Source organism: Micromonospora sp. NPDC000121, assembly GCF_042899165.1.
In the GTDB taxonomy this organism is placed as follows: domain Bacteria; phylum Actinomycetota; class Actinomycetes; order Mycobacteriales; family Micromonosporaceae; genus Micromonospora.
On record NZ_JBIAZP010000001.1, the window covers coordinates 1 to 26969 of the forward strand.

Below are 26969 nucleotides of genomic sequence, written 5' to 3' on the forward strand. Positions count from 1 at the left end.
ACAAACCACAAGTGGCCTGCCAGTCCGGGGTATAAATCAATTTGGCACTGGCTTATCAAGCACCCTGTTGAGTTCTCAAAGAACAACCACACACCGCCCGGAAACCCCACACCGTGGAGCCCCCGACCCGGGGCATTTCGTTCACATCCCCGCCGCTCTCGCGCCGGGCACTTTTACTACGTTACCTCACCGTCTCCGCCGTGTCAAACCGTATGTCCCGGTCTGTCGTGCTTCGTGCGGCTTGGCACCGACGAGCGCGCGCAGCGGCTGACCGCTACGCCTGATCATCGGATTTCGGCAGACCGGCCGCTCTGCGGTGTCCCGCGAGCTCGCCCGGTTTCCTGCCGGCGTCAAACCTTACCCGGTCGGTTCCGCTCCGCCAAATCCGCCTCTCGGCAGATCCGGCGGGCCCCGCCCGGCCCGCGCCGTCCAGGAGCTGACTCCCGACCGGCCCGGTACCAGTGTGGTCTGGAGCCTCAGGTCTTTCGCCCTGTTTGCCCCGTTCCGCGCTGGCAGAGAGAAAGTTACGCGTCTGCGGGTTTGAACGTCAAATCCGGGGGTAGCGTCCCCCGTCACACCATTCCCGCCCGGCTATCTGGCCTGGTCGGCGACGGTACGGTGCGCTCGACGGCAGGTCGGGTGGTCGCGGCCCCGCCCGTACGGGAGGACAACACCCCGATCCGCCCCAGATGTTCCGCCAGGTCGGGCGGCGGTCCGTCAGCGCGTCGACCGATCGCTACGCCGCCCGGCGAGCCAGGCCCGGACGCCGAGCACGCCGACGGTGGTGCCGATGGCCAGGGACGCCGCGATCAGCAGGGCGTGGACCCAGAGGAAGCTCGTGGCGGGGAACTCGCCGACCGTGCCGGTGGACCAGGACCGCGGGTCCTTCCAGATGGCGACCGCGAACCTCGGCCAGATCACCCAGGTCCAGATCCCGACCCCGGTGAGGAAGAGCGCCCAGCCGCGCGACAGCACCATGACAGCCGAGTATGCCAGCGCCGAGCGGGTCAGCCGGTGCAGCGCCGGGTCGGCCGAGGCGCGGGTCACGACCGTCACCGCGGCCGGGAGACCACGGGCGACGGGCACTGGTCGGGAGGCTCCGGGCACCCGCGGAGCCGGGGGCGCGGCGTGCCGGTCACGTGTCCCGAAGCTGCCGGAAGGTGATCGAGTGGCGGAGGGCCGGCACCGGCGGGATGCTGTGCTGCCAGCTCGCCCGCGCCGCGCCGGCGAGCACGTACGCCGACCGCGGTGCCAGCTCCACCTCGTACACCCTGCGGTCGTCGCCGGTGCCCCGCTGGAAGCGCAACAGGCAGGCGGCGCCCAGCGAGAGCCCGACCACGGTCGGCCCGAAGGCGGGGGCGTCGCGGTGCCAGCCGATGACCGAGCCCGGCGGGTACCGGGTGACCAGGGCCTGCGCGAGCGAGGTCGCCGGGACGCCGGCGAGCGCGGCGCACCGCTCCCGGACCCCGTGCAACTCCACCGGCAACGCCTCGGCCTCCGTGAGCTGGAACGAGCCGTAGTCGTAGTCGAAGCCGAAGTGGCGGACCGTCCGCCGGGCGATCTGCCCGTGCATGCGGATCTCCCGAAGGTCGAACGCGGCGAGCGCGGTGAGCAGTGACCGCTCCTCGTCGGGGTCGACCAGGTCCGGCTGGTACGTCAGGCCCGCCGGCCGCTCGTGGACGCCACGCATCCGTCCCATCAGCCCGACGGTAACGGCAGGGCGACGCCGGCGCGGGCGCATCCGGCGCACCCGTTCCGCCATTTCCACAATTGCGAAGCGTGGCGCCGGACGGGAGGCCCGGGTCGTGCCGGGGCCTCCCGCCGGATCCGTCAGAAGCAGGTGCCGATGCCGCCGACCGCGGGGTTCGCCCGGTCGTGGTAGTGGATCGCGCCGGTCGGGTCGGCCATGAAGCCGCCCCAGATGGTGCAGCCGCCCTTGACGTACGCCCTGGTCGGGCCGGCCGCCCACAGCCGGTTGCCGTCGTCGACCTGGGTGGGCAGGTACTGCGCGGCGAGGTAGACCTGGGTGCGGGTCAGCGAGCCGGCGTACGCGGACTTGATGGTCACCGTGCAGCCGTACCCGACGAGGGGGTTGTACATCAGGTAGACGGTGCCGAGCCGGGCGCCGGTCTGCGCGTGGTGGATCGGGTCCTGGTCCTGGACGGTGTAGCCGAGCCCGCAGAGCGACTGCGGCGTGACCGGGTTGATGACGGTGGCCTGCGCGGTGGCGCCGGCCCCGGCGACGAGCCCGACCGCGACGGCGAGCACGGCCACGATCCGACGAATGGTGCGGTACATCTGCGTCCCCCTCTTCTCCTCCAGCGGATGCGGGCCAGAATGGTCGACCGGCGGTCACGGAGCGAATGTGCCGGGTGGACACTCCGCATTGCCTCCGGATGTGCGGTCTCCCAGTTCCGACCGACGCCACCTGGGGAAAAGCGAGCCCCTTCATCGACGGTCGACGACTATGACGTATTTCGCACGAGACATTTCGGTGAACCGAAAATTGCCGAGTTGTTTCCCGGTCGCGCGGGTCGGGCACTGATTCCCGGACCACGAACGACCGTCATCGGAGGTGGCCCGTGCAACCGTCGACGTTCAATCCCTGGGCCTGGCGCGACCCGGCCGCCCTCGCCGGCGGGTACGCCGGGGCGAGCCCCGACGCCGCGCCGCCGGACGGGCCGGAGGGTGCCGGCGACGGACCCGACGCCCCGGGCCCCGGCACTCCGGTCGATCTGGTCGGCTACCGGGTGGAGGCCACCGACGGGCGGATCGGCTCCGTCGACGGGGCCAGCGACGACACCGACGCCCGCTGGCTGGTGGTGGACACCGGGCCGTGGATCTTCGGCCGCAGGGTGCTGCTGCCGGTCGGCACGGTGACGCGGGTCGACCACCTGGACCGCACCGTGCACGTGGACCGGACCCGGGAGCAGGTCAAGGAGTCCCCGGCCTTCGACCCGGACGCCTACGGGGAGCCGGACTACCGGGACCGGGTCGGCGACTACTACCGGGAGACCTACCGGCAGCGCTGAGCCCGGGCGCGGGCCACGCACCGGACACCTACCGGTTACGGTAGGGGCATGGTCCGGCCGATCAGCTACGCGCCGGAGGTCGTCGACCCGGTCGACGGCCTCCCGCTCGGCGTCGTGACCACCCTTCCCACCAGCTCCGGCGACGGCCGCGAGCAGATGATCGACCTTCTTCGTGCCGGCGGACTGCGGTTCCGCGACGGCGGGCGATGGCGGTCGGCTCTCTGAGCCGACCTTGACCGATCCGGGACGACCCTCCCGGTCGGCGCGCTACCGCGCACCTCGTCCGTCACGCACGAAAGGCGTACCACCGTGTCTGTTCCACGAATGCTCACCGGGGACCGCCCCACCGGGCGGCTGCACCTCGGCCACTACGTCGGCAGCATCGCCAACCGGGTGCGGCTGCACCAGCGCTACGAGAGCTTCTTCATCATCGCCGACCTGCACATGCTCACCACCCGCAACACCCGCGAGGACATCGAGCGGGTGGCGGTCAACGCCCGGGAGATGGTCACCGACGTGCTGGCCGCCGGCGTCGAGCCCGCACAGGCGACCTTCTACCTCCAGTCGGCCATCCCGGAGGTCGGCGACCTGAACACCCTCTTCCAGAACCTGGTCACGGTGCCGCGGCTGGAACGGGTGCCCTCGCTCAAGGACATGGCCCGCGACGCCGGCAAGGAGGAGATGCCGTACGGCCTGCTCGGCTACCCGGTCCTCCAGGCCGCCGACATCCTCTGCGTGAAGGGGCAGGTCGTCCCGGTGGGCAAGGACAACGCGGCGCACGTCGAGGTGACGCGGGAGATCGCCCGCCGCTTCAACCACCTCTACGGGGAGGTGTTCCCCGTGCCGGAGATGATCGCGTCCGAGACGCCGACCCTGGTCGGCACGGACGGCCGGGCGAAGATGAGCAAGAGCCTGGGCAACGCCGTCTCGCTCTCCGACGACGCGGCGACCGTCCGCCGCAAGGTGATGGGGATGTACACCGACCCGAACCGGGTCCGCGCCGACGTGCCGGGCACCGTCGAGGGGAACCCGGTCTTCGCGTACCACGACATCTTCAACCCCGACCGGGGGCAGGTCGACGACCTCAAGGAGCGGTACCGGGCCGGGCGGGTCGGCGACGTGGAGGTCAAGGAGAAGCTGGCCGTCGCGCTCAACCGGTTCCTGGACCCGATCCGGGAGCGCCGGGCGCGGATCGAGGCCGACCCCGGGCTGGTCGACGAGCTGATCGTCGAGGGCACCGAGCGGACCCGGCGCGAGGTGCGGCAGACGCTCGTCGAGGCCCGCCGGGCGATGGGGCTGACGAGCGCGTACACCCAGGTGCGGCGGCGGGCCGAGCGGCGCCGCAAGGCCGCGACCACGCCGGCCTGAGCGGTCGTACGCACACCGCCCGGCCCGGAACCGGGAGCACCCTGGTTCCGGGCCGGCGGCCCGCGCCCGATCCGCGTGCATGGCCTGCCCCGCCCGGGGCATGTGGAGCACCATGGGCGGCGTGCGACACGAGACGATGATGCCGGTCGTCGACGGGCTCGACCAGCTCGTCGACCTGCTTCGGCGGGCCGACCCCGACGAGGAACTGTACGTCCGGTGGTCCCTGGGCCCCGACGCCGACCTGGCCGGGAAGCGCGGGCCGGAGCAGTCCAGCAAGGACGCGCTGACCGGCATCGACCTGCCTGGCCTCTCCGCGAACCCGCTCGCGGTCGAGTCGTGGTGGGGCAACCGGCCGCTGCGCCTGTGGGTGGCCCGCCGGCTCTACGACTACTGCCACCTGCGCGAGCTGCACGGTCCCGGCGTACGGCCCTGGGTGCTGGTCGGGGAACAGTGCGGCCGGGGGCCGGACAACGAGCCGCTGGTGCACTGCCGCCGGCCGGTCGCCTGGGTGTCGGAGCGGGCGCTGCGGGAGGCAGACCGGGCGGTCGAGGCGCAGGCGTCGCCGGAGTGGGGGCCGCTGCACCGGGCCGACTGAGCCGCACCGCCCGGCCGGGCGAGGTTCAGCCGTTCGGCGGCACGTGCGTCGATGTTCCTCCGGATAGGCTCCACGCATCTGTGCGCAGCCCCACCCTGGAGGAACTTCTTTGGGCCGCAGTCTTCCGGCAGGCGCCCTGGCGACCACCCTCGCCCTCGGCCTGCTGACCGTGCCGGCCGCGCCGGCCATCGCCGACACCGGCACCGCCCCCCGCGAGATCGCCGTCATCCCGCCCGCGGATGCGACGGTTCCCGCCTACGAGGCGGTGTTCTTCGCCGGCCGTACCGGCTTCCTGCACCGGCACAACAACTCCCCCGACTACCTGTGGACGCGCTACGACACGGGCGCGACGGTCGTGGTCGAGGACCTGGCGGGCGTCCAGCCCTCGGCGCTCAAGTCGGCCGGCGGCGACAGCGTCTACACCACCGCCCAGGTGCCCGCCCGGCCCGCGCCGGGCAAGGTCAGCGTGCTCGACCTCGCCGACCGGAGCTGGCAGCAGTGGGACATTCCCACCGACCACGTTCTCTGGGGCGTCTACGGCCAGCGGATGCTGTTGCGCAAGCCGCCGCTCACCGGCGTGACGCTGGAGCTGCGTACCCCCGCCGCCGACGGCACCTGGACGACGACGCCGGTTTCCGGCATCCCCGCAGACGCCGAGCCCAGCGGGCTGCCGCCGGCCGGAGACGAGACCTCGGTGGTGGTCGGCTACCGCGCCGACGGCGCGCAGCGGATGGGGCTGCTCGACCTCGACACCGCGACCGTGAAGCGGATCCCCAACGGCGTCCCCTCGACCTTCTGGCGCCTCTCCGGCGACACCGTGGGCTGGATGTCGAGCGGTGGCCAGTACCACCTCTACTCCCGCAGCGGGCTGACCAGCGGCTCGGACACCTCGGCCCGACTGGTGACCGTCCCGCAGGACAGCCTCCTCCGGACCGTCGTCGTGGACGGCGGGCTGGTGATCAGCCGGAGCCAGACCACCGACACCGGCGAGTACTTCCCGGCGACCTACGTGCCGGTGCAGACCACCGCGCCCCGGCCCACGCTACTGCCGAAGATCTCCTGGGGTCTCCAGGCGCTCGTGCAGGGACCGGACGGCACGGCCCTGGTCGTCGGCGGCTCGGGCCCCTCGGACTGGGCCGTGCGCCGGGTCACGGGGCGGCCCGGTGAGACGCCGACCGTCACGCCGGTGCTCCCCGTACGCGACCCGGTGGCGAGCGCCGGGATCAGCTACCGGCAGGGCCTGCTGCGGCACATGCACTCCGAGGTGTCGCCGAAGACCGGCGCGACCCAGTACGTCGCCGCCAACCACCCGGTCTTCCCCGACCCCCGGTACACGTCCGGGGAGCGGGTCGTACTCCGTTCGACCCCGGCGCCGTGCGCGACGGACGTGACGTGCGTACGCCTGGTCGACGGGGCCAACTCCGGCGCCGCGTACCTGGTCTCGTCGGCCACGACCGACGCCGCCCTCACCCTGGACCGGGCCGGGGGCGGGTACGACCAGACGCCGCTGCCCACCCGCAACGGGCGGATCCTCGACGTCTCCGGCACGTACCTTCTCGTGAGCGATGGCGCGTCGGGCAACCAGCACGTCGTCAACATCACCTCTGACCAGGTGGTCAGGACCATGCCGAAGACCGGGGCCGCCCTGTGGTTCGGCACGCTGTGGACCGCGACGGCCACCGCCGGGCAGCTCACGGCCATCGACATGTCGACGGGGAAGACCACGCGTACGATCTCGACCGGCGCGGCGTGCGTGCCGACCGAGGTGCAGACCAGCGCCCGCTGGCTCTACTGGGCGTGCGGCGCCACCGGCCCCGCGGGCGTCCGCGACCTGCAGAGCAACACGCAGCTCACGGTGCCGGCCGGGCCGGCCCTGCTCGGCGACGGCTTCCTCGTCCGGCACGAGGCCGGCGCGCTGCGGATGACCGCCTTCCACGACGGCACCCTGCACGCCCCGGTGACGCTCGCCGAGCTGCCCGCCGGCACTCCCGCCGACGGTCGCGGCGTCCGCTGGGCGGTCGACCGGCACGGCTCCGGCGTCGCGTACGTCGACGCCGACCGGGCGGTGCACGTGCTCGACACCGGGGTGCCGGGCACCGCGCCCCAGTTCGGCAGCCTGATCGCGGACGACTCCGTGTACCCGCGCAACGGCAGCCTTCCCTGGCAGGCGGACGTTCGGCCCAGTCGTCCGCTCTGGGACTGGGAGCTCACGGTCACCCGGAAGTGGACGGGCGAGCTGGTCCACCGCGCCGGCGGCGGCAAGGCACGGACGTCCGTCTACCTGCGGTGGGACGGCAGGCTGCCGTCGGGGCAGCTGGCGCTCAACGGGGCGTACACGTGGACGCTGAGCGGCACGCCCACCGAGTCCGCCGCGCCGGTCACGGTGGGCTCCGGCGAGTTGGTCGTCCACTGCGGCACCTTCCCCTTCCGCGGCTACTCCTGCGCTGGCGGGCCGGGCCTGCTCGGCGTGAAGTCCACGGGCGACGGCCACTGGTACGGAACGCGGCCCACGTCCCCGCGTGGTCAGCTCTACAGCAACGGGTACACCGAGAACTGGTGCCTGAGCTGCTCGGGTGCCGAGCGGACCTCCGCCCTGGTGCCGTTCGGCGACTACAACGGCGACGCGTATCCCGACCTGCTCGTGCGCGACGGCAACGGGTACATGAAGGCGCACCTGGGCACCGGCCACCTGGGCTTCGGCGGCGCGAACACGGTCAGCCTGGGTGGCGGCTGGATGATGTACCGGTCGATCCTGGCGCCGGGCGACGTGAACGGCGACGGCCACCACGACATCCTCGGCATCGACTACGACGGCAAGCTGTGGCTCTACACCACCACCGGCCGCGGCGGCATCAACCCCCGCGTCCAGGTCGGCTCCGGCTGGGGGATCTACCCGCGCGTGATCGCAGTCGGTGACATCAACGGCGATGACCGTGGCGACCTGCTGGGCATCGACTCGACCGGCGTGATGTACCGCTACTTCAGCAACGGCAGCTCCGGCTGGCTGGGGCGGGTCAGGGTCTTCGCCGGCTGGAACATCTACAACTCGGTCGTGGCCATCGGCGACCTGGACGAGGACGGCCGCAACGACCTCGTCGCGCGCGACGCGAACGGCCTGCTCTGGCGCTACTCCGGGCTCGACAACGGCTCCTTCGCCGCCCGCGTCCAGGCCGGCAGCGGCTGGAACATGTTCAAGATCATCATCTGACGAGTACCGATTCCCCGACCGCCCCCGGCCGCCGACGGCACCGGGGGCGGTCGCCGTCCCGGGCTCACATTCACCCGTTCGGTGGCGCATCCACGTCCGTCCCCGCCGGTAGGCTCCAGCGCGGCTGTGCGCAGCCCCCATCAGGAGGAACTCTTCGGGCCGCAGGTGACCGGTCTGGTGCCGACGGGCGGTTGTCGCTAGGTTGCAGTTTCCGCATCCTTACTGCCTTCGATCGGGGAAGTCGGCGCCGTGTCGCACATCGAGAAGATCACCGGGGAGCTTCGTGCGTTGACGGCCGGCGTCGACAGGGCCCAGGGGCTGGCGGCCGCCGCCGACAACCAGGCCCAGGAGGTGGCCGTGCGGGCCGCCGGCGCCGGCTTCGCCGCCGTGGCGGCGGGCCTGGCCCGCGTGCGGGACGCCATCGCGGGAATCCGGGGCGGCCTGGGCGGCCTCGCCACCACGCTGGGCGAGGCCGCGAAGGCGACCGCGGCCGTCCCGCAGGAGGCCACCCCGGACGAGACGACCGCCGGACTGACCCCCGTGGGCACCGCGATCGACGGCATGCGCGGCGCGGCCGCCGCCACCATCGCCCAGGTCGGCGAGGCGCAGCGACTCGTCACCGCCGTCCTGCAGGGCGGGCAGCCGGGGCCGTTGGTGCAGGCGCTGGAGAACGTCAAGCAGGTGCTGGTGCTGACGGTGCAGCGCACCGCCACCGCCCGGCAGTTCGTCGACACGGCGATCGCCGAGGCACGGCAGTTGGGGTCGTCGGGAAACTGACCGGGGCCGGCGGCGCCACGCCGACCGGCCCCACCCCCGCGGATCACGCCTCCACCGTCCCCGCCACGGGCGGCAGTGCCCACCATCTCGTGCCGTGGACCAGGCGCCCCACCGGGGTTCCCGGCGGCGCACCGACCGGACCACGCACCCGCATCCCGCCAAAGGAGAGGCCGCCGGAGCGGCGGTCACTGGAGCTGGAGAACGACGGCGCCGACACGATCGCTGACAAGGGCTACCGGGTCCACCAGAACCCGACGAAGCAGGAGATCGCGGAAGCGCTGCGCCGCACCGGTGACATCGTCGACCCGAAGAAGTCACCGGATTACCTGATCGAGGGCCACATCTTCGATTGCTACTCTCCCTCTCCCACCACTTCGGCCCGGGCTGTCTGGAACGCGGTCAAGAGGAAGGTCGACGACGCGCAGACCCAACGCGTGGCGGTGAACCTCCAGGACTGGGGCGGCGACCTCACAGCCCTGCGGAAGCAGTTCCACGACTGGCCGGTACCGGGGCTGGAGGAACTGGTGGCGGTCACCCGAAGCGGCACTATCGTGCAATTCCTGAGGCGGACCTGAGAAAGGCCGAACATGTCCATCACCTACCGGCTGACGCTCGCCGGCGACATCCCGTTGGAGCAGATGGCCCGGTCGGCCGCTCCGAGTGCGACCGAGACACCGACGCCCTCAGGCAACCGCCTGCTGAGCGCCGACCTCAATGACGAATACGGTTTCGTCGTCAGTATCACGTCCGGCACCCACGGCTACTACGAGGCCGAGGACGACGGCGGGCTGTGGGTGTGGGAGCCGGAGAACTACGTGGACATCGGCTTCCACATGCGCAAGGACACCCTGACCGAGCAGGGGAGGCCCCACATGCTGCGGACCGTGGGCCGGATCCTGGCCGACCGGCCCGAGGACGCGGCGCTGGTCCTCAACGACAACTGGTTGATGCTGACCCGCGTCGACGGCACGGTCCACCGGCACAACGAGGCCGACTGGTACGACGAGGCGTACGACAGCTTCCTGCCCCGCTGACCCGGCGGCCGCGACCGACGCTGCCTGGTCACGGACGGCGTCGGCGCAGTGAAGGCGATGTCCGGCGGCCCGCTCAGCAATGAGCTGAATGGTCGGGCCGGTCGCGCCCGCTATGGCGAGCGTCAACAAGGGGCCGGATCTGTCGGAAACGACACCTACCGGCCCACGTCGGGTGGAACTTCCGGCTGGCCGTCGACGGGGGCGTGGCGGCGTGGACTCACTGCTACGACGGCTGCGCCGAGGGCAGGACGGAGCCCGGGCGCCAGCCACCCCGGTGCAGCGCCACGCACAGAGCGCGCAGCGAGGCGGCCGCCGGATCCGGGTCGAAGCCGCACCCCCAGACCGCCCGACCGTCCACCCGGCACCGCACGTACGCCAGCGTGCCGGGCTCGTCGTCGAGGGTGAACGCCTGCTCGGCGTGGTCGAGGACGACCGGTGCGGAGCCGGACTGGGCGAGGGCCCGCGCGATGCTCGGGAGCAGCCCGTGGCCGGCGTCGCCGCCGACGACGAGCGGCCCGCCGCGCACGGCGAGTTCCACCTTGACCGCGCCCGGCCCCGGCGCACCCGCCGACACCTCGCACGACACGAGCCGCACGTCGGGGGCGGCCGGCAGGAACTCGGTGCGGAAGACCGCCCAGAGCTCCTGGGCGGTCACCTCTCTGCCCTCGTCGTCGGAGACCGCCTGGCTCAGCGTGGACACCTCGATCTGGAGGCTGCGCGGCAGGGTCAGCCCGTGGCAGGACCGCAGCAGGTACTCCACGCCGCCCTTGCCGGACTGGCTGTTCAACCTGATGATCGCCTCGTACGAGCGCCCGATGTCCTTGGGGTCGATGGGCAGGTACGGCACGTCCCACGGGTGTTGCGACACCGCCACTCCCCGGGTCGCCGCGTCCTCGGACAACGCCCGCAGGCCCTTGCTGATGGCGTCCTGGTGGGACCCGGAGAACGAGGTGTGGACGAGGTCGCCGGCGTACGGGTAGCGCTCCGGCACCCGCATCCCCGTGCACTGCTCGACCTCGTGCCGGACGGCGTCGATGTCGGACAGGTCGATCTGCGGGTCGACGCCCTGGCTCATCAGGTTGAGGCCCAGCACGACCAGGCAGACGTTGCCGGTGCGCTCGCCGTTGCCGAACAGGCAGCCCTCGATCCGCTGACCGCCGGCCAGCAGGCCCAGCTCGGCGGCGGCGACCCCGGTCCCGCGGTCGTTGTGTGGGTGCAGCGACAGGCAGACGTGCTCCCGCCGGGGCAGGTTGCGGCTCATCCATTCGACCTGGTCGGCGAAGACGTGCGGCCCCGCGCACTCGACGGTCGCCGGCAGGTTGATGATGATCTCCCGGTCGGCCGCCGGGTCCCAGACGTCCGTGACCTGCGCGCAGACATCGAGCGCGAAGTCCAGCTCGGTCTGGGAGAAGGACTCGGGAGAATACTCGAACCCGATCCGGCCGGGGTGCGCGTCGGCGAGTTCCCGGCACAGGCGTGCGTGGTCGACCGCCAGGCGCAGGACCCCCGCGCGGTCCGCCCGGAAGACGACCCGACGCTGGGTCGGCGACGTCGAGTTGTAGAGGTGCATGATGGCCTGCGGCGCGCCGGCGAGCGCGTCGAACGTACGCCGGATCAGCTCCTCGCGCGCCGGCACGATCGCCTGGATGAGGACGTCGTCCGGGATCTCGTCGTCCTCGATGATCCTGCGGGTGAACTCGAACTCGGTGCGGCTGGCGGCCGGGAACCCGATCTCGATCTCCTTGTAGCCCATGGCGACGAGGAGCCGGAACAGCCGGAGCTTGCGGTCGACGTCCATCGGGTGCGGCAGCGCCTGGTTGCCGTCCCGCAGGTCGGTCGACAACCAGCGCGGCGCCGTGGTGATCCGCTTCGCCGGCCAGGACCGGTCGGCCAGATCCACGACGGCCGCGGGCGCGTACCGCCGGTACGGCAGCCGGCTCGCCCGCTGCCTCACCTGTCCTACCGGAAAAGTCGCCTTTGCCATGGAGCCTCCCCCGTTCTAGCGAAACGGTCTTCGGATCAGCGAAAAGCGGTCAGTCGAAAATCGGCCCCTGGGTGCGGGAGCGCTTCAGCTCGGAGAAGCCGGGCGTGCCGGCGATCAGGACCAGCCCGTCCCAGAGGCGGCCGGCGGCCTCGCCGCGCGGGGCGGGCGACACCACCGGGCCGAAGAACGCGACCCGGCCGGCCGGCCCGTCCACCTCGATGACCGGGGTCCCCGTGTCGGGTCCCACCCGGCTGACCGCCTCCTCGTGCGACCGGCGGATCCGCCCGTCGAACTCGGTGCTCTCCATCGCCGCCGCCAGCGCGGGGTCGAGGCCGGCGGCCCGCAGCGCGTCGCCCACCGTCTCCGGCAGCACGTCCAGGCGATGGCGCAGCCCCCGGTCGTGGAACCGCACGCCCAGCGCCGCGTACAGCAGCGGCACGGCCTCGCCGTCGTAGCGCTGCTCGGCGGCGGCCAGCACCCGGAGCGGCTTGATCATCTGCCGGACCGTGTCCTGCTGCTCCGGCGTCAGGTCCTGGTCCTCGTAGAGGATCGCCTGGCTCATCAGGCGCCAGCACGGCTCGATCCCGCGGACCTGCTGCACCTGCACCAGCCACTGGGACGAGATCCACGCCCAGGGGCAGAGCGGGTCGAACCAGAAGCCCACCTTCATGCCGATCCTCCTCCCGCGGTGCCGGTCCCACGGATCGTGCGCAGCGCGCCGGGCAGGCAGGCGAGGACGCCGACCAGGATCGCCGCCACCGGCAGCACCATCCCCAGCCGCAGCGCCTCCGCGTACCGGTCCACCGGCGCGGCGCCGTCCGCCCACGCCGACAACCGCTGCGCCAGCAGCAGGCCCACCAGCGTGACCGCCGCGACCGGCCCGAGCTGGCGGACGGTGTTCAGCAGACCCGACGCGGCGCCGGCCAGGGCCGGCTGCACCTCGCGCATCGCCACCGCGGCCATCGGCGCGATCAGCAGGCCGTTGCCCAGCCCGATCACCAGCATCGGACCGAGGAACGTCAGCCAGGCCGCGTCGAGCCGCATCACCGCGGCGGCCCAGCCCATGCCGGCGACGGTGAGCAGCATCCCGCCGAGCAGGACCACCCGGCCGTCGAGCCGGTCGGTGATCTTGCCGGCGAACGGCGCGAGCAGGGTGGAGATCAGCGCCGGGGGCGCCAGCGCCAGACCCGCGGCCAGGGCGGAGAAGCCCAGCACCGACTGGAAGAACAGGGTCATCAGCAGCATGAAGCCGATGATCCCGAAGGAGACCGCCGCGGCCACGACGACCATCGTCGAGTACGAGCGGATGCGGAGGAGCACGAACGGCACGAGGGGTTCCCGGTCCTGGCGACCGCGCTCGTGCCACACGAACGCCAGCCCGAGGGCGACCGCCGCCGCGATCATGACCAGCGTCCACGGCGCCCAGTCGAACCGTTCGCCCTCCATGAGCGGGAAGGCCAGGCAGAACAGGGCGGCGGAGGCCAGCACGATGCCGCCGATGTCGAGCCGGTGCCGGCGGTCGAAGCGCAGGTCCGGCACCGCGACGAGGGCCAGGACCACCGCCGCGACACCGATCGGCACGTTGACCAGGAAGATCCACCGCCAGTCGAGCGTGGTGACCAGCAGGCCGCCGACGGACGGGCCCGCGACGGCCGCCACGCCGCCGACCGCACCCCAGACGCCCATGGCCAGGCCCCGCCGGGTGGGCGGGAACAGGCTCACGATCATGGCCATCGTCTGCGGCAGCAGGAGCGCCGCGCCGAGGCCCTGCATGGCCCGGGCCGCGATGAGCTGGCCCGGATCCTGGGCCAGCCCGCACAGCAGGCTGAACACCGTGAAGACGGCGATGCCCACGACGAACAGCCGGCGCGGACCGAAGAGGTCACCGAGCCGGCCGGCGGTGATCAGCAGTACGGCCACCACCAGCACGTACGCGTTGACCGACCACAACACCGTCGGCAGCGAGGCGCCGAAGTCCGCGCGGATGTCGGGGATGGCGATGTTGACGATGGACACGTCGAGCATCGTCAGGAAGAACCCGAGGGCCAGCACCACGAGACTGATCCACGGATTCTCCCGCCATCCCCCACGGGCGGCGGCCTCCTGCTGCAGGGCTTCGGACGTCACTCACTGCCTCCAGATTGCGGGCGGCACCTTGTTGGTGCGCTCGACGCGACTCACCTTGTCGACCCGGCGCGCGGTGATCGCCCCTGGAACCTGCCGGTGCACCGCCGCCAGGTGGTAGAACTGGGCGATCAGGTGAGCCAGTACGTCCTCGGCGTCGGCGCCCCCGGAATACTCCAGCGTCAGCGCGGTGGCCGCCCTCGGCGATTCGGTGTCGCGGGTCAGGACGAGCTGGGCCTCCTCGACGCCGGGCAGGGTGCGCGCGGACGACACCACCTCACCGACGCTGAACAGGGCACTACGCAGGCTCACCGCGTCGTCCGCCCGTCCCAGGACCCGCAGGCCGTCGGGACGACCGCATCGGCACTCGGCGGACGCCAGCCGGTCACCGAGACGGTAACGCACCGCCGGCATCGTCCAGCCCGTGCCACGCCGGGTCAGCAGCGCGCCCTCCTCCTCCAGCTCGAGCATCTGGTCCGGCATCACGTGCAGGGTCTGCAGGTCGCACGCGGGGGTGTTGGTGGCGATGATGTACGTCTCCACCGAGCCGTAGTTGGCCCAGTACTCCGCCTCCGGGAACGCCTTCTGCACGACCCGGTGCTTGGCGTCGGTCCACGGCTCGGCCAGCCAGATGATGGTGCGGATCGGCAGCGTCTCGTTCGCCGCGATCAGGCCCTCGGCGAAGTCGGCCAGCGCGCTCGGGGTGCCGGTGAGCGCGTCGAGGCCGATCTCGCGGAACATCGGGACCCAGTTGCCCACGTCCTCGGGCGCGTAGGCCCCGGACGGCAGCACCGTGCACCGCGACCGCTCCGCGAGGGCGTGGATGTAGTAGTGCGACGCCCACAGCCGGCCCGGGTTGAAGAGGTTCAGCAGCACGTTGTCGGGCCGCAACGGCCGCCACTCCCGCAGCACCCGCTCCACCGCCTGGTGGTACGGCACGTAGGTGAGCTTCGGTTTGCCGGTGGTGCCGCCGCTGGACATCAGCGCGCTGCCCGTCTCCCGGGCCAGCTCCCGGGTCACCGCCACGATCTCCGCCGGGCCGCTCACCGCCAGGTCGGACAGGGCGGCGGCGTCCCGCGGCACCGGCGCGCCGCCGCGCCCGTCCAGGCCGCGCGCCTGGGCCAGCACGTCCTCCCAGGGCAGGTTCCCGATCGTCGCGGTCATGCCACGCCTCCCTCGCGGGCGATCCACTCGGCGTGTGCCGCGATGTACGCGCGGAACCGCGACTCGATCACCGGCCGCTGGATCTTGGCGATCTCCTCGGTGGTGGCGTACCCGACCGCGCCGTCCGGTTCCACCTCAGACAGCCAGAACTGGTTGCCGTCCCAGAGGAAGTCGGCCGCGAAGTACGGCATCCGGAGCTTGTCGGCGATGTAGTCGATCGAGCTCTCCAGCTCCTCCGGCAGCGGCGGGTACTCCAGCCGTCCCCCGTTGACCAGGTTCGCGGTCAGCGAATCCCCCTGCGGGATCCGGCGCAGCACGGTGTGCGCCTTGCCGTTGATGACGTACACCCGGAAGTCGTTGACGCCGGTGCCGAGGTAGGGCTGGACGACGACGGCCGTGTCGGCGCCGCCGGCCAGGCCGATCAGCCCGCGCAGCTCGTGCTCGTTGTTGGCGAGGCAGACGCCCTGGCCCATGCCCCAGTACGCGGGCTTGACCAGCATGGGGAAGTCGAGCTTCTCCAGCACCGGCTCGTAGTGCCGGCTGATCGAGTCGCGGCCGGTGCCGATGCGCACGGTGGGCACCCGCGGGACGGGGCAGTCCCGCAGGTACAGCATCGTGGCCATCTTGTCCGTCGTGATGTACGACATGCGCGGCTGGATGGGCAGGTAGAAGCCGGCCTGCTCGACGATCGAGTACGCGAACAGCTGGTTGCAGACCTCCTGCACCTGGTGCGGCAGCGACCACAGCGAGGTGACCAGGATAGTGTCCTCCGGGGTGATCCGCTCGCCGTCGAGGAACACCCGGGGCTCGTCGCCGACGGCCTCGACCGCCAGCGCCTCCGCCTTGTGCAGGGACATGGCGAGGCCGCAGTCCTTGGCGATCTCCGTGTAGGTCGTCCAGATGGCGGCTGCCTCCGCCGCCCGCTGGCGTACCGTGCCGCGGTCGGGGTAGATCCAGCAGAGCCTGCGGGCCAGCTGGGTGGGGGCGGGCGTCATGATTGCTTCTCCTCACTGGTCAGGAAACCGCGGACAGCGGCAGCGAACGCCTCGGGCTCCTCGAGGAAACACAGGTGACCGGAGTGGTCGAGGAACTCCACGCGGGCGTCCGGCATGGCCTTGGCCAGCCAGTCGCCGACCTCCGGCGGGTAGACCGCGCTGCGGCGGCCGTGGACGAGCAGGGTGGGCAGCCGCAGGGCGGCCACCCGGTCCCGCCAGTCCTGCGCGAGCACGTCGGACAGCAGGCCGGCGACCGCGTCGGCGTCGGCGCCACGGGCCTGCCGTACGAGGTCCGCGACGAGCGCCGCGTCCGGGGCGGGACCGTCGACGGCGAAGGAACCGCGGACCAGGTTCTCGGCGAACGCCCCGCAGTCGCCGCGCACGTCGCCGAGCAGCGCCGTGGCCCCGGCCCGGTCGAGGGAGCCGAACGCCGCGTACGGCCAGCCGTCGTCGGCGAGCAGCCACGGCGTCTGCTCCACGCTGATCAACCGGCGGACCCGCCGGGTGCCGAACATCTCCAGGTAGGTCCAGGCGACGGTCGCGCCCAGTGACCAGCCCAGCAGCGTCACGTCGTCGGAGTCGAGGCCCTCGACGACCTCGTGCAGCGCGGCGGCGCAGTCGGCCAGGGTGGGCGGCTGCGTCGGGGCGGGCGAGTCGCCGTGCCCGGGCAGGTCGACGGTCACCACCCGGTGGTCGCGGCCGAGGTCCGCCACGGTGGTGTCGAAGAAGTGTCGGCTGGCGGCGAGGCCCGGGACGAGGACGAGGTCCGGCCCGGCGCCGTGGATCTCGGCGCGCATCAGCGGCTCACCAGGGCGAACCGGCGGCGCAGGGCGGGCTTGTCGATCTTGCCTACCGGCGTGTGCGGGATCTCGTCCACGAGGCGGACCGTCGCCGCCAGCCGGTGCCCCTCAAGGACGGCGGTGACCTGCCGGACGGCATCCTCGGAGTCGACGCCGTGGCCGGGCCGGACCGCGACGAGCACCCGGTCGGTCAACTCACCCGGATCGAGCGGCAGGCTCACCACCTGCGTACCGGGACTGGCCGCGCGGCACTCGGCGTCCAGCACGGGGGCCAGCACCGGCCCGCCCGGCGTGGACAGCACCTCCGAGACCCGACCGATGATCCGGAACGCGCCGTCGCCGATCTCCTGCGCCACGTCGCCCGTCCAGAACTCCCCGCCCCGGAACGTGCGCGCGTTCGCCGCGTCGGCGAAGAGGTAGCCCTCGCTGGTGCAGTCGGAACGCAGCACCAGCTCGCCGATGTCCGCGTGCCCGTCCACCAGCGGCGCGAGCCGGGCGCCGACGCCGCGTACGGGCGGCATGGCGCCGCTCGTCTGCAGCTCGTCGGCCATGTTGCCGAGGGCGAGACCGAACTCGGTCGAGCCGTAGATCTGCCGGATGTGGATGCCCAGCGTGTCCGCCGCGGCGCGCACCACGTCCGGGCTGAGGTAGGCGCCGCCGCAGAGCGGACGACGCAACGTCGACAGGTCCACCTGTGCGTCGGCGCCGGCCCGTACGAGCATCTCGTAGTGCGCGGGCAGCGCGCTCATCACCGTCGCCCGCTCGCGCTGCAACCGGTCGAGGTACGCCTGCGGCGAGTCGTCCGGGTCCGCCAGCACCAGCCGGGCGCCGCTGAGCAGGGCGGCGAAGACGTGCAGGTCCGTGGCGTGCGCGACGTCCAACGGGTGCCGGCAGTAGAAGACGTCGTCGGCCGTGATGCCGGTGTCGGCCAGCCAGCGCCGGCGCTCGGCGACGAACTTGTCCTGCCGCCACACCATCATCTTCGGGAAGCCGGTGGAGCCGGAGGTCCACAACTGACGGAACAGGCCGGCGTACGGCTCCGCGGGCGCCGACGGCGCGTCGGTGTCGAGGTCGTCCAGCGACACGACCGGCACCGTCCCGGGGGCGACGTGGTGCTCCCGCCCGGCGACCAGGAGCACCGGCCGCGCCTGCCCGACGGCTCGTTCCGTGTCGGCGGCGGTGAAGTTGGGCATCAGCGGCACGTACCGGGCGCCGACCCGGGCGACGGCCATGATCAGCGCGACGTAGTGGACGCTGTTCGGCAGGGCGAAGGCGACCGTGTCGCCGGCCCGGACCCCCCTGGCGTGCAGCCCGGCGGCGAGCCGCTCGACGAGCGCGACCAGTTCCCGGTAGCGGAGCTGGCTGCCGTCGACGTCGATGACGGCCACGTGGTCCGGGCGGCGCGCCGCGACGTCGGCCACCGCCTGGCAGAGCACCGCGGTCATGCCGCCACCCACGCCGCGTAGGTGCCGAAGCGCCAGTCCTTGGCCAGGCAGTCGACCTGCCCGAACCCGGCCTTGCGCAGCCACTCCAGCTGGTCCTCCAGCGTGGCGCAGATGTCGAGCTTCATCCGCTCGCGGCCCGCGGCCCACTCGTCGGGCGGGCACTCCGCGCGCTGCACGTGCGCCTCGTGCTGGAAGTCGTACATCGCCTCGACCTGCGGGTTGGGACCGGCCAACTGCTCGACGTTGACGAACACGCCCTGCGGGGTGAGCACCTCGCGGATACGCTGGAAGAGGTCCTGCTTGTCCTCGTGGGTGAGGTGGTGGATCGCCAGGCCGGACACGACCGCGTCGAAGGGGCCGGCCGGCAGCGGGTCCTTCATGTCGCACACCAGCACCGTGACGCGGGGGTTGCCGGCGAACCGCTCCCGCGCCTTGGCGAGCATCGCGTCCGAGTGGTCGACCAGGGTCAGCTCGGCCTGCGGGAGCTGCTCCAGGATGGCGCCGCCCAGCAGTCCGGTGCCGGCGCCGAGGTCGAGGATGCGGGCCGTCTCCGGGACGGTCTCGACGACCGCGTGCACCGCGCTGGCGTAGATGAGGTCGAAGGAGGGGATGAGCTTGCGCCGCATCACGTCGAACGTGCCGGAGTTCCAGATCTCGGGTTTGGTGTCGGTCCTGGTCATCGCGTGGTCCCTTCGCTTCGTGAGCTGAACAGTTGGTCAAGGTCGGCCAGGTGGTGTCCGGCCGCCCTGCGTCCGAGCGCCGCGCCCACCTCGTCGGTGTTCCGGTAAGGCGCGCCGCCCCACACCCGGGCGTCGCTGTCGTCCCGCACAGCTCGGCCCACGCCCAGGGCCGTGACCGGCCGGGTCAGCACCAGAGCTTTCCGCGCAGGTAGTACGGCTCGGCGTCAGGTTCGTCGGGCCCGGGCTCTTCCGCCGCGGCGATGTGCGCCGCGACGAGGGCGGCGACCTCGGCGACCCGGCCGGGGCGCATGACCGAGTAGTGGGTCCCGTCGATCAGGTGCGGGTCGGCGGCGCCCGGCAGGATCTCGTCGAGCGGCACCAGGCCGGGGAAGGCGTCGCGCCGCGTCTCCCGCGCCCGCAGCAGCAGGAGCCGCTCGTGCGGCGCGCCCGGATGGTGTCCTTCCAGGATCTCGGAGTTGCGGCGGTAGACGGCGAACAGCCGGCCCAGGTCGTCGGCGTCGAGCGGCGCGGCGAGCAGGCCCGCCCGGACCAGCTCGTCCTGCACGGCGCACAGGGCCGCCGACAGCTCGCCGGCGGGCACCTCCGCGGACAGGTGGCCGCTGACGTCCTCGCCCTGCGCCAGGTCGGTGAAGAAGCCGGCGAGCCGCTGCCGGAGGCTCACGGCCGCGGCCTCCGGCCGGCCCGTGAACGAGTCGATCGCGGTGACCGAGCAGACCCGCCGCCCCTGCTCCGCCACCAGCCCGGCGACGCGCGCCGACACGGTGCCGCCCATCGACCAACCGACGAGGTGCACGGTCGCGCCCTCCCGCAGCGCGTCGCACAGGGCGTCGCCGTACCGGCCGGCCAGCTCCGTCATGTCGGCCGGCGGCTCCTCGCCGGGTTGCAGGCCGGCCGCCCGCAACCCGTACACGGTGGCCCCGGCCGTGACCGCGTGCCGGCCGAGCGCCTCGACCAGCGGCTCGTAGCAGAGCACGTCGCCGCCCACCGGATGCACCAGCACCAGGGCGCGGGCGTGGTCGCCGTCCTTGATGCGCACCAGCGGCGTGCCGCCGTTCGGGTGCGGCTCGGCCCACAGCAGGCTCGCCTGGTCGGCGACCGTGCGGCTGCGCATCAGCGACGCCAGGGGCAGGGTCCGGCCGAAGCTCGCCCTGATCCGGTGGAACAGCCGCACCGCGAGCAGGGAGTTGCCGCCGAGGGCGAAGAAGTCGTCCGTGACCCCCCGTACGTCCGGGCCGAGCAGTTCCTGCCACAGGCTGAGCAGCCGTGCCTCGTCCGCCGTGCGCGGCGCGACGACCGCCGGGTCCGTTCCGCGTACGACGGGACCGGCGGCGAGCCGCGCGACCAGTGCCTTGCGGTCGACCTTGCCGTTGGCCGTCAGCGGCAGCTCGTCGACCACGGTGACGACGGCGGGCACCATGTACGACGGCAGCTCGGCGGCGAGGTGCGCCCGCAGCGCGGCCGGGTCCGGAGCCGCGCAACCCGGGGCCGGGATGACGAACGCGGCCAGGTACGACTCGCCCCGCCCCGCGGCCACCACCGCGACCGCCTTGCGCACGTCGGGATGGTCGGACAGCCGGATCTCGATCTCGCCGAGCTCGATGCGGTGCCCGCCCACCTTCACCTGGTCGTCCTGGCGGCCCAGGAACTCCAGGATGCCCCCGGGCCAGTACCGCGCCCGGTCCCCGGTGCGGTACCGCCGCTCGCCGGTCACCGGGTCGGTGGAGAAGGACGCCCGGGTCAGGTCGGGCGCGTTGCGGTAGCCGTCGGCCACCCCGGCCCCGCCGATGTAGAGGTCGCCGGGCACCCAGGCCGGCGCGTCGGCGAGCTGCCGGTCCAGCACGTGCATGGTCTGGTTGGCCAGCGGATAGCCGTACGGGACGCTCGACCAGCCCGGCGTCAGGTCCTCCGTCCAGAAGTAGTTGGACCAGATGGACGCCTCGGTCGCCCCGCCGGCGGCCATGACCCGGGCCGTGGGGCACGCCGCCGCGATCCGGTCGAGCAGCGGCAGCGGCACCCAGTCGCCGCTGAGCATGACGAGCCGCAGCGCGCGGAGCATCTCCGGCGCCCGGTCGGCCAGGTACTCCAGCGTGACGGAGAACAGGGCGGGCACCGAGTTCCAGAGGGTGATCCCGTGCCGTCGGCACAGCTCCCCCCACTGCTCCGGGTCGGGCACGTCGCTGTGGGCGGGCACGACCACCGTGCCGCCGGCGCCCAGGACGGCGAAGATGTCGAAGACCGACAGGTCGAACGCGAGCGAGGACACCGCGAGCACCCGGTCGGCCGACGTCAGGGCCAGCCGCCGCGTCAGGTCCCGCAGGGTGTTGGTCGCCGCCCCGTGGGAGATCACCACGCCCTTCGGGGCGCCGGTGGAACCGGAGGTGTAGATGACGTAGGCGGTGCGCCCCAGGTCGCCGCCCAGGCCGTCGGGGCCGGTGCCGCCGTGGCCGGTGCCGCCGTCCGCCGGCACCGCGACGACGGGCAGGTCGGGCAGCCCGTCGAGCGGTGCGGCGTCGACGGCGACGACCGCGGTCGCGCCGCTCTGCCGCAGCACCTCGCAGACCCGCGCCTCCGGCCAGGTCGGGCCGACCGGCAGGTACGCGCCGCCCGCCCGCAGGACGCCGAGCACGGCGACCGGCTGCTGCCACGACTTGGGCACCCGCACGGCGACCAGGTCGGTGCGCCCCGGATCCGCGCCCACGCCCGCGTCCCGCAGCCGGACCGCCAGCGCCGCCGACAGGCGGTCGAGCTCGCCGTAGGTCAGGCTCCGCTCGGCGTCGACGACCGCGACGGCGTCCGGCCGGCAGCGCATCTGTTCCACGGTCGCCTCGTGCAGCTCGCCCGTCAGGCCGGGCGCCTCGGTGCGGTTCGCCCGCCGGCGGTCGGCGAGCTGCCGGTCGGGCAGCGGCGGTGGGCCCGTCCCGGTCCACGCGTCGGCGTTCGCGGCGAGCTGCCGCAGCCGGTGCCGGTGGTACTCGGCGAGGTCGTCGACGAGGCCCGGCGGGTACGACGACCGGTCGTGGTCGAAGTTGCACACCAACGCCCCGTCGAACTCGAAGACCTGGTGGTCGAGGAGGACCTCGGGGGTGGCGATGGCGCTGTACGCCAGCGTGGCGGCCGGCAGCGCTAGCCGGAAGCCGTCGGAGATGCCGGGCACCAGGTCGAGGCCGCTGCTGAACACCACCGGCACGGGGTTGCCGACGCTGCCGTCGCGCCGGTTGAGCTCCCGGCCGACCGCCACCCCGGAGAACTCGCCCGCGTCGAGGTCGTCGTACAACTGCTTCTGCAGCGCCTGGCACCGGTCGACGAAGGAGCCGGGCCCGTCCTCGTACGTCACCAGCAGCGTGCTGGCGGCGTTGCCCCACATCCGCTCCCGGCCCGGAGCGCCGGTCACCCGGTCCGAGGAGAGCACCGACACCGTGCCGGGCTGACCGCCGGACCAGCGCAGCAGACACTCGACGTAGAGGGCGAAGAGCGCCAGGCCGGCCGACACCCCCTGCTCGGCGGCGTGGTGCCGGAACCGCTTCCAGTCGTCCCCGTCGAGCTGGTGCGCCACGCGGTGCAACGGCACGTCCCGGTCGGGCTCGGCGACCTGCGTGTCCAGGGCGCGCGGCAGATCGGGGGCGGGCGGCAGGCTGTCCAGGCGGGATTGCCAGTACCGCTCGGCCGTCCGGCGGGCCGGCAGCGACCTGCGGCGTTCCTGCTCGACGAGGTAATCCGCGAAACTCTCCTCCTCTGGCGCGGGCCGGTAGGAGGGATCGACGTAACAACGGGTCAGTTCGGCGAAGAACAGCTGGATGGTGGCTCCGTCGAACACCGTCAGTCGCAGCGCGACCTGCAGATGGGTACCGCCGTCGGGCAGTCGGACGAATCGGAAAAGGAAGGGCGGGCCCGCATCGTGCGACGGTATGTCCGCAACTATTTCACGGCGCAGTTGCTCCAGTTTTCCGGGCACCTCGTCCGTGCCGCAGGCCGACAGATCCCGCACGTCCACGAGCAATTCCGGCCGGTCGTCCACCATTGGGGCGAAATGCTGCGTGGCCTCCGGCATCACGCGCGTACGGAGCACGGGACGCACCCGTCGCAGCCGGGCGAGAGCATCGGCGAAACGGGCCGGGTCGGGCGGCGTGGCGGCCGGGAACGCGTACTCCTGGATGTAGAGCGCCGGCGAGGCGTGGCCGGCGACCCCCTGCTCGCCGATGAGATACGCCTGCTGGAGGTCGGTGAGCGGCAGGTGGGTCGGGGCGCCGGCGAGCGCGCCGACCGCGCCGGACCCGCCCGTGGACCCGTCCTCGCCGAGCAGCGCGACGAGTTCGGCGATGCACGCCTTGATGACTGCTCTCGATTGCTCATCGAGCGACGGTGGATTTGACTGCCCGTTCCGAATACTTGACAAAAAAGCCGCTTCCCCCCGCGGGAACACAGGCATTCGGCAATCCCCCCAATGATTCCGTCCAACGCCACGCGGACAACAGCTCATCAGAAACCGGATTTGCGATTCCCGACTGTAGTTGACCAAGTCGACCCGAACACTCAGGATGATCAGTGATCTGGATCACAGAGCGCATTTGCGACGTCACGGAGCGTCAAGACGGACGCGATTGAGGGCGCGAATTCGCAGGCCGGCACGCGATCCGACGGTAATCGCTCCGTCACTGACGCCTGCCGATGGCATGGGAATGTCACCTACCAGGCAGCCACGCTGGCGGGACGGGGTGGCGAAGGAATCCCGGGTGGCGCATAATGCGCGGCCGAAAGCCCAGGTGCCCGATGAGTGCCGACAGGGGTAGATATCGCGCTGCATCGACGGATAAGCAGTATTTGGCGGCTTACGGCGGTAGGTCGGCGGTCACGTTGGTGCGGAACGAGCCGGTCACATCGGCCACGGCCCCAGTCGTCCGAAGGCGACGAGGCCGGCCAGCAGCAGCACCACCACCAGGTTGCCGCCGTGGCGGGCTGGTCCGGCCAGCCCTACCACCAACCGGCCAGCGGGCGTTACTGACTGGCGGGGCAGGGCCGGCTGGAATGGGTACGTGGACACGCAGACTGCACACCAGCCGGTGGAGGCGCCCGAGGCGGGTGTCCCGGCGGTTGAGTTGCACGGGGTCAGCCGGGTGTACGGCACCCGCGCCGCCGCCGTTCGAGCACTAGACAATGTGGATATCGCCTTCGCGGCCGGCTCGTGGACGGCCGTGATGGGCCCCTCCGGCTCCGGAAAGTCGACCCTGCTGCACTGCGCCGCCGGGCTGGAACGCGTCAGCGCCGGCCGAGTGCGGCTCGCCGGCCAGGACATCACCGACGCCTCGGATGCCGAGCTGACCCGGCTGCGCCGTACCGTCATGGGCTTCGTCTTCCAGAGCTTCAACCTGATCGGTGCCCTCACCGCCGAGCAGAACGTGGCGATGCCGCTGCGGCTGGCCGGCCGGAGGCCGTCCCGGCAGGAGGTCCGCGGCGTGCTCGCGGCCGTGGGCCTGGCCGACCGGGCCCGGCACCGCCCCGGCGAACTCTCCGGCGGCCAGCAACAGCGCGTCGCGATCGCCCGGGCCATGGTGACCCGGCCGGCCGTGCTCTTCGCCGACGAGCCGACCGGCGCGCTGGACACCCGGTCCGCGCGCACGGTGCTGAACCTGCTGCGCTCGATGGTCGACACCAGCGGGCAGACCATCGTCATGGTCACCCACGACCCGGCCGCCGCGGCGAGCGCCGACCAGGTGGTGTTCCTCGGCGACGGCCGGGTGGTCGACCGCCTGAACCGGCCGACCACCCGGCAGGTCGCCGACCGGCTCGCGCGGTGGGAGGAGTAGCCATGGTGGGCATGTCGTGGAGCACGTTTCGCGACCGCTGGCCGGTCTTCGTCGGCGCCATCATCACCGTCTGCCTCGGCGTCGCGCTGGTGCAGTCGTCGCTGCTGACCCTGGTGTCGGCGGCCACGGCGACGACGCCGCCGGGACTGTCCGCCGCAGAGGAGCGCGCGTTGCGCGACGGGTACGTCGGCGCGGTCTCGTTGCTCAGCATGACGCTCGGCCTGGCGGTCTTCGTCGCCGTCTTCGTCGTCAGCTCGACGTTCGCGTTCACCGTGGCGCAGCGTCGGCGTGACCTGGCCCTGCTGCGGTTGACCGGCGCGGGCCGCGGTCAGGTACGCACGCTGCTGCTGGGCGAGGCGCTCCTGCTCGGCACCGTCGGCTCCGCGCTCGGCGTGCTGGTCGGCCTGCCGGTCATGCGGCTACAGGCCGCGATGCTGGCCGGCATCGGGCTCGTCCCGTCGGGCTTCGTGGGACAGTGGCGGTCGTGGATCCTCGCCGTCTCCGCGGGTACCGGCGTGGGCATCGCCGTGCTGGGGGTACTCGCCGCGTCCCGGCGCGCCTCTCGGGTCCGGCCGCTGGAGGCGCTCCGCGAGGTCGGCGCGGCGGCCCGGGTGATGACCGCGTCCCGCTGGGTGGCCGGCACGATCTTCCTCGCCGGCAGCGTCGCAATGTTGATCCTGGTGCCCGCGCTGGGCGGGGAGGCGGCGCTGCCGCTCTCCATCTGCGTTACGTTCACCCTGGTCACCGCGTTCGCCGCGTTCGCACCGCTGGTCGTGCCGGTGGTGGGCTGGCCGTTCAAACTGATGTTCCGCGGACGGCTTGGTGTGCTGGCGCACGCCAACCTCCGGTTCGGGGTACGGCGCAGCGCGTCGACCGCGGCGCCGATCATGGTGCTCGTCGCGTTCGTCGTGGGCATGGGCGGCACGATGGGCACGCTGGCCGAGGCCAGCCGGCAGGAGATCACCCGTGACCTGCGCGCGGACCTCGTGCTCACCACCGATCGGCCGGTCGGTGCCCAGTTGGCCGCGGTCCCCGGGGTCGGCGCGGTCTCCGAGGAGGTGCCGGTGACGTTCGACGTCGGCCTGTACGACGACGACGATGGGCTCGCCTACGAGGCGACCGATGGCCTCGCTGTCGACCCCGCCGCGTACGCCCGGACCCACCGCCTTGCGGTGACCGCCGGCGACCTGGCCGACCTGCGGGGTGCGACGGTAGCGGTCAGCAGCAGCTACGCGCCTGAGCTGCGCTGGCGGGTCGGTGACACGCTGCCGGTACGCATCGACGGCGGCCCCGACCAGCTTCGCGTCGTCGCGGTCCTGCCGGACACGCTCACGGGCCCGTACCTTCTGCTTCCACCCGACCTCGGACCCGCCGGGGGCCCTCGGCGGTACGCCGTGCAGGCGGCCGATCCGGCCGCGGCCGCCGCACGGCTCGCCGGTTTCGGGCAGGTCGCGACCACCCCGCAGTGGATCGACGGGTACGACGAGGAACAGCAACAGCACAGCGTCGACGTCATGGTGGCGTTGCTCGGCATGGCGATGCTCTACACCGTCATCGCGATGGTCAACGCCGTGGTGATCTCCGCCTCGGACCGGCGCGGTGAGTTCGCGGCGGCCCGGGTCACCGGCCTGACCCGCGGGCAGGTGGTGCGCGCGGCGCTCGGCGAAGCGCTGGCCGTCGTCGCGATCGGGCTGCTCCTCGGTGTGCTGGCGGCCGCCGGCACCGTGGCCGGCGTCGCCTTCGCGGTGCGAGACATGATCGGGATCAGCGTGGTCAGCCCGCCATGGGAACTCCTCGGCGGCGTGGCCGTCGGCGCCATGGTGGTGGTCGGCGTAGCCAGCGTGCTGACCACGCTGTCGGCCACCCGTACCCCCGCCATCCGCCTGGTGACCGCGCGGGAGTGAGCCCGATCATGAGAAATGTGCTGAGCAGAGGTTAGGG

23 protein-coding genes are annotated in these 26969 nt (G+C 72.5%); 10 read left to right on the forward strand and 13 right to left on the reverse strand.

What is annotated here, in order from left to right; all coding sequences use genetic code 11:
• Positions 1-717: 717 nt before the first annotated feature.
• From ACFY23_RS00005 to ACFY23_RS00015, 3 genes are all read right to left on the reverse strand, one after another.
• A complete protein-coding gene (locus tag ACFY23_RS00005) occupies positions 718-1047 on the reverse strand; it encodes an SCO4848 family membrane protein (protein ID WP_350679652.1) in 330 nt (109 codons plus the stop codon).
• Positions 1048-1135: 88 nt separating this feature from the next.
• The gene (locus ACFY23_RS00010; protein WP_350679654.1) at positions 1136-1699 is read right to left on the reverse strand and encodes an alpha-ketoglutarate-dependent dioxygenase AlkB; all 564 of its coding nucleotides are present in this window, start codon (positions 1697-1699) and stop codon (positions 1136-1138) included.
• A gap of 131 nt (positions 1700-1830) precedes the next feature.
• Positions 1831-2298, reverse strand: a complete 468-nt coding sequence (locus ACFY23_RS00015; RefSeq protein WP_350679656.1) for a hypothetical protein — start codon at positions 2296-2298, stop codon at positions 1831-1833.
• Between the two features lie 284 nt (positions 2299-2582).
• On the opposite strand from ACFY23_RS00015, the gene ACFY23_RS00020 reads away from it, so the two are divergent.
• The 8 genes from ACFY23_RS00020 (at position 2583) to ACFY23_RS00055 (ending at position 10014) form a co-directional block, all read left to right on the forward strand.
• Positions 2583-3032: a PRC-barrel domain-containing protein gene (locus ACFY23_RS00020; protein ID WP_350679658.1), complete on the forward strand. Its 450-nt coding sequence runs from the start codon at positions 2583-2585 to the stop codon at positions 3030-3032.
• A 48-nt stretch (positions 3033-3080) separates the two neighbouring features.
• Positions 3081-3257 carry a hypothetical protein gene (locus tag ACFY23_RS00025; RefSeq protein ID WP_350679660.1) on the forward strand — a complete coding sequence of 59 codons (177 nt, stop codon included), beginning with the start codon at positions 3081-3083 and terminating at the stop codon, positions 3255-3257.
• 84 nt (positions 3258-3341) lie between these two features.
• Entirely contained in the window at positions 3342-4400 is a 1059-nt protein-coding gene (gene trpS / locus ACFY23_RS00030; protein ID WP_350679662.1) for a tryptophan--tRNA ligase, read from the forward strand.
• 121 nt (positions 4401-4521) lie between these two features.
• A complete protein-coding gene (locus ACFY23_RS00035; RefSeq protein ID WP_350679664.1) occupies positions 4522-4995 on the forward strand; it encodes a DUF6098 family protein in 474 nt (157 codons plus the stop codon).
• 109 nt (positions 4996-5104) lie between these two features.
• Positions 5105-8203 carry a VCBS repeat-containing protein gene (locus tag ACFY23_RS00040; RefSeq protein ID WP_350679665.1) on the forward strand — a complete coding sequence of 1033 codons (3099 nt, stop codon included), beginning with the start codon at positions 5105-5107 and terminating at the stop codon, positions 8201-8203.
• A 249-nt stretch (positions 8204-8452) separates the two neighbouring features.
• Positions 8453-8980, forward strand: coding sequence for a DUF6244 family protein (locus ACFY23_RS00045; RefSeq protein ID WP_350679666.1), 528 nt, complete (start codon positions 8453-8455; stop codon positions 8978-8980).
• A gap of 152 nt (positions 8981-9132) precedes the next feature.
• Complete coding sequence (locus tag ACFY23_RS00050; RefSeq protein WP_350679726.1) at positions 9133-9555, forward strand: hypothetical protein; 423 nt, start codon at positions 9133-9135, stop codon at positions 9553-9555.
• 12 nt (positions 9556-9567) lie between these two features.
• Positions 9568-10014, forward strand: a complete 447-nt coding sequence (locus ACFY23_RS00055) for a SitI3 family protein (protein ID WP_350679667.1) — start codon at positions 9568-9570, stop codon at positions 10012-10014.
• 223 nt (positions 10015-10237) lie between these two features.
• On the opposite strand, the gene ACFY23_RS00060 is transcribed toward ACFY23_RS00055, so the two are convergent.
• The 10 genes from ACFY23_RS00060 to ACFY23_RS00105 form a co-directional block, all read right to left on the reverse strand.
• Positions 10238-11998: a 2-isopropylmalate synthase gene (locus tag ACFY23_RS00060; RefSeq protein WP_350679669.1), complete on the reverse strand. Its 1761-nt coding sequence runs from the start codon at positions 11996-11998 to the stop codon at positions 10238-10240.
• Positions 11999-12047: 49 nt separating this feature from the next.
• Complete coding sequence (locus ACFY23_RS00065) at positions 12048-12668, reverse strand: disulfide bond formation protein DsbA (protein WP_350679671.1); 621 nt, start codon at positions 12666-12668, stop codon at positions 12048-12050.
• Positions 12665-14125 carry an MFS transporter gene (locus ACFY23_RS00070; protein WP_350679673.1) on the reverse strand — a complete coding sequence of 487 codons (1461 nt, stop codon included), beginning with the start codon at positions 14123-14125 and terminating at the stop codon, positions 12665-12667. Before ACFY23_RS00070 ends, ACFY23_RS00065 begins: the two co-directional genes overlap by 4 nt.
• Positions 14126-15286: an AMP-binding protein gene (locus tag ACFY23_RS00075; RefSeq protein ID WP_350679675.1), complete on the reverse strand. Its 1161-nt coding sequence runs from the start codon at positions 15284-15286 to the stop codon at positions 14126-14128. It lies immediately after the preceding gene.
• Positions 15283-16281: a hypothetical protein gene (locus ACFY23_RS00080; protein ID WP_350679677.1), complete on the reverse strand. Its 999-nt coding sequence runs from the start codon at positions 16279-16281 to the stop codon at positions 15283-15285. The genes ACFY23_RS00075 and ACFY23_RS00080 overlap by 4 nt, the downstream gene beginning before the upstream one ends.
• Positions 16278-17078, reverse strand: coding sequence for an alpha/beta fold hydrolase (locus tag ACFY23_RS00085; protein ID WP_350679679.1), 801 nt, complete (start codon positions 17076-17078; stop codon positions 16278-16280). The genes ACFY23_RS00080 and ACFY23_RS00085 overlap by 4 nt, the downstream gene beginning before the upstream one ends.
• Positions 17078-18526, reverse strand: coding sequence for an AMP-binding protein (locus tag ACFY23_RS00090; RefSeq protein WP_350679681.1), 1449 nt, complete (start codon positions 18524-18526; stop codon positions 17078-17080). The genes ACFY23_RS00085 and ACFY23_RS00090 overlap by 1 nt, the downstream gene beginning before the upstream one ends.
• On the reverse strand, positions 18523-19206 hold the full coding sequence (locus ACFY23_RS00095) for a methyltransferase domain-containing protein (RefSeq protein ID WP_350679683.1): 684 nt from the start codon (positions 19204-19206) through the stop codon (positions 18523-18525). Before ACFY23_RS00095 ends, ACFY23_RS00090 begins: the two co-directional genes overlap by 4 nt.
• A 184-nt stretch (positions 19207-19390) precedes the next feature.
• Positions 19391-23620 (reverse strand): amino acid adenylation domain-containing protein, encoded by a 4230-nt coding sequence (locus tag ACFY23_RS00100; RefSeq protein WP_350679685.1) that lies wholly within the window; start codon positions 23618-23620, stop codon positions 19391-19393.
• 477 nt (positions 23621-24097) lie between these two features.
• Positions 24098-24265 (reverse strand): hypothetical protein, encoded by a 168-nt coding sequence (locus tag ACFY23_RS00105; RefSeq protein ID WP_350679687.1) that lies wholly within the window; start codon positions 24263-24265, stop codon positions 24098-24100.
• Here ACFY23_RS00105 and ACFY23_RS00110 point away from each other — a divergent pair.
• Both ACFY23_RS00110 and ACFY23_RS00115 read left to right on the forward strand, forming a co-directional pair.
• On the forward strand, positions 24258-25028 hold the full coding sequence (locus ACFY23_RS00110) for an ABC transporter ATP-binding protein (RefSeq protein ID WP_350679689.1): 771 nt from the start codon (positions 24258-24260) through the stop codon (positions 25026-25028). The genes ACFY23_RS00105 and ACFY23_RS00110 overlap by 8 nt on opposite strands.
• Positions 25029-25030: 2 nt before the next feature.
• Entirely contained in the window at positions 25031-26932 is a 1902-nt protein-coding gene (locus ACFY23_RS00115) for an ABC transporter permease (RefSeq protein WP_350679691.1), read from the forward strand.
• The last annotated feature ends 37 nt before the right edge of the window (positions 26933-26969 follow it).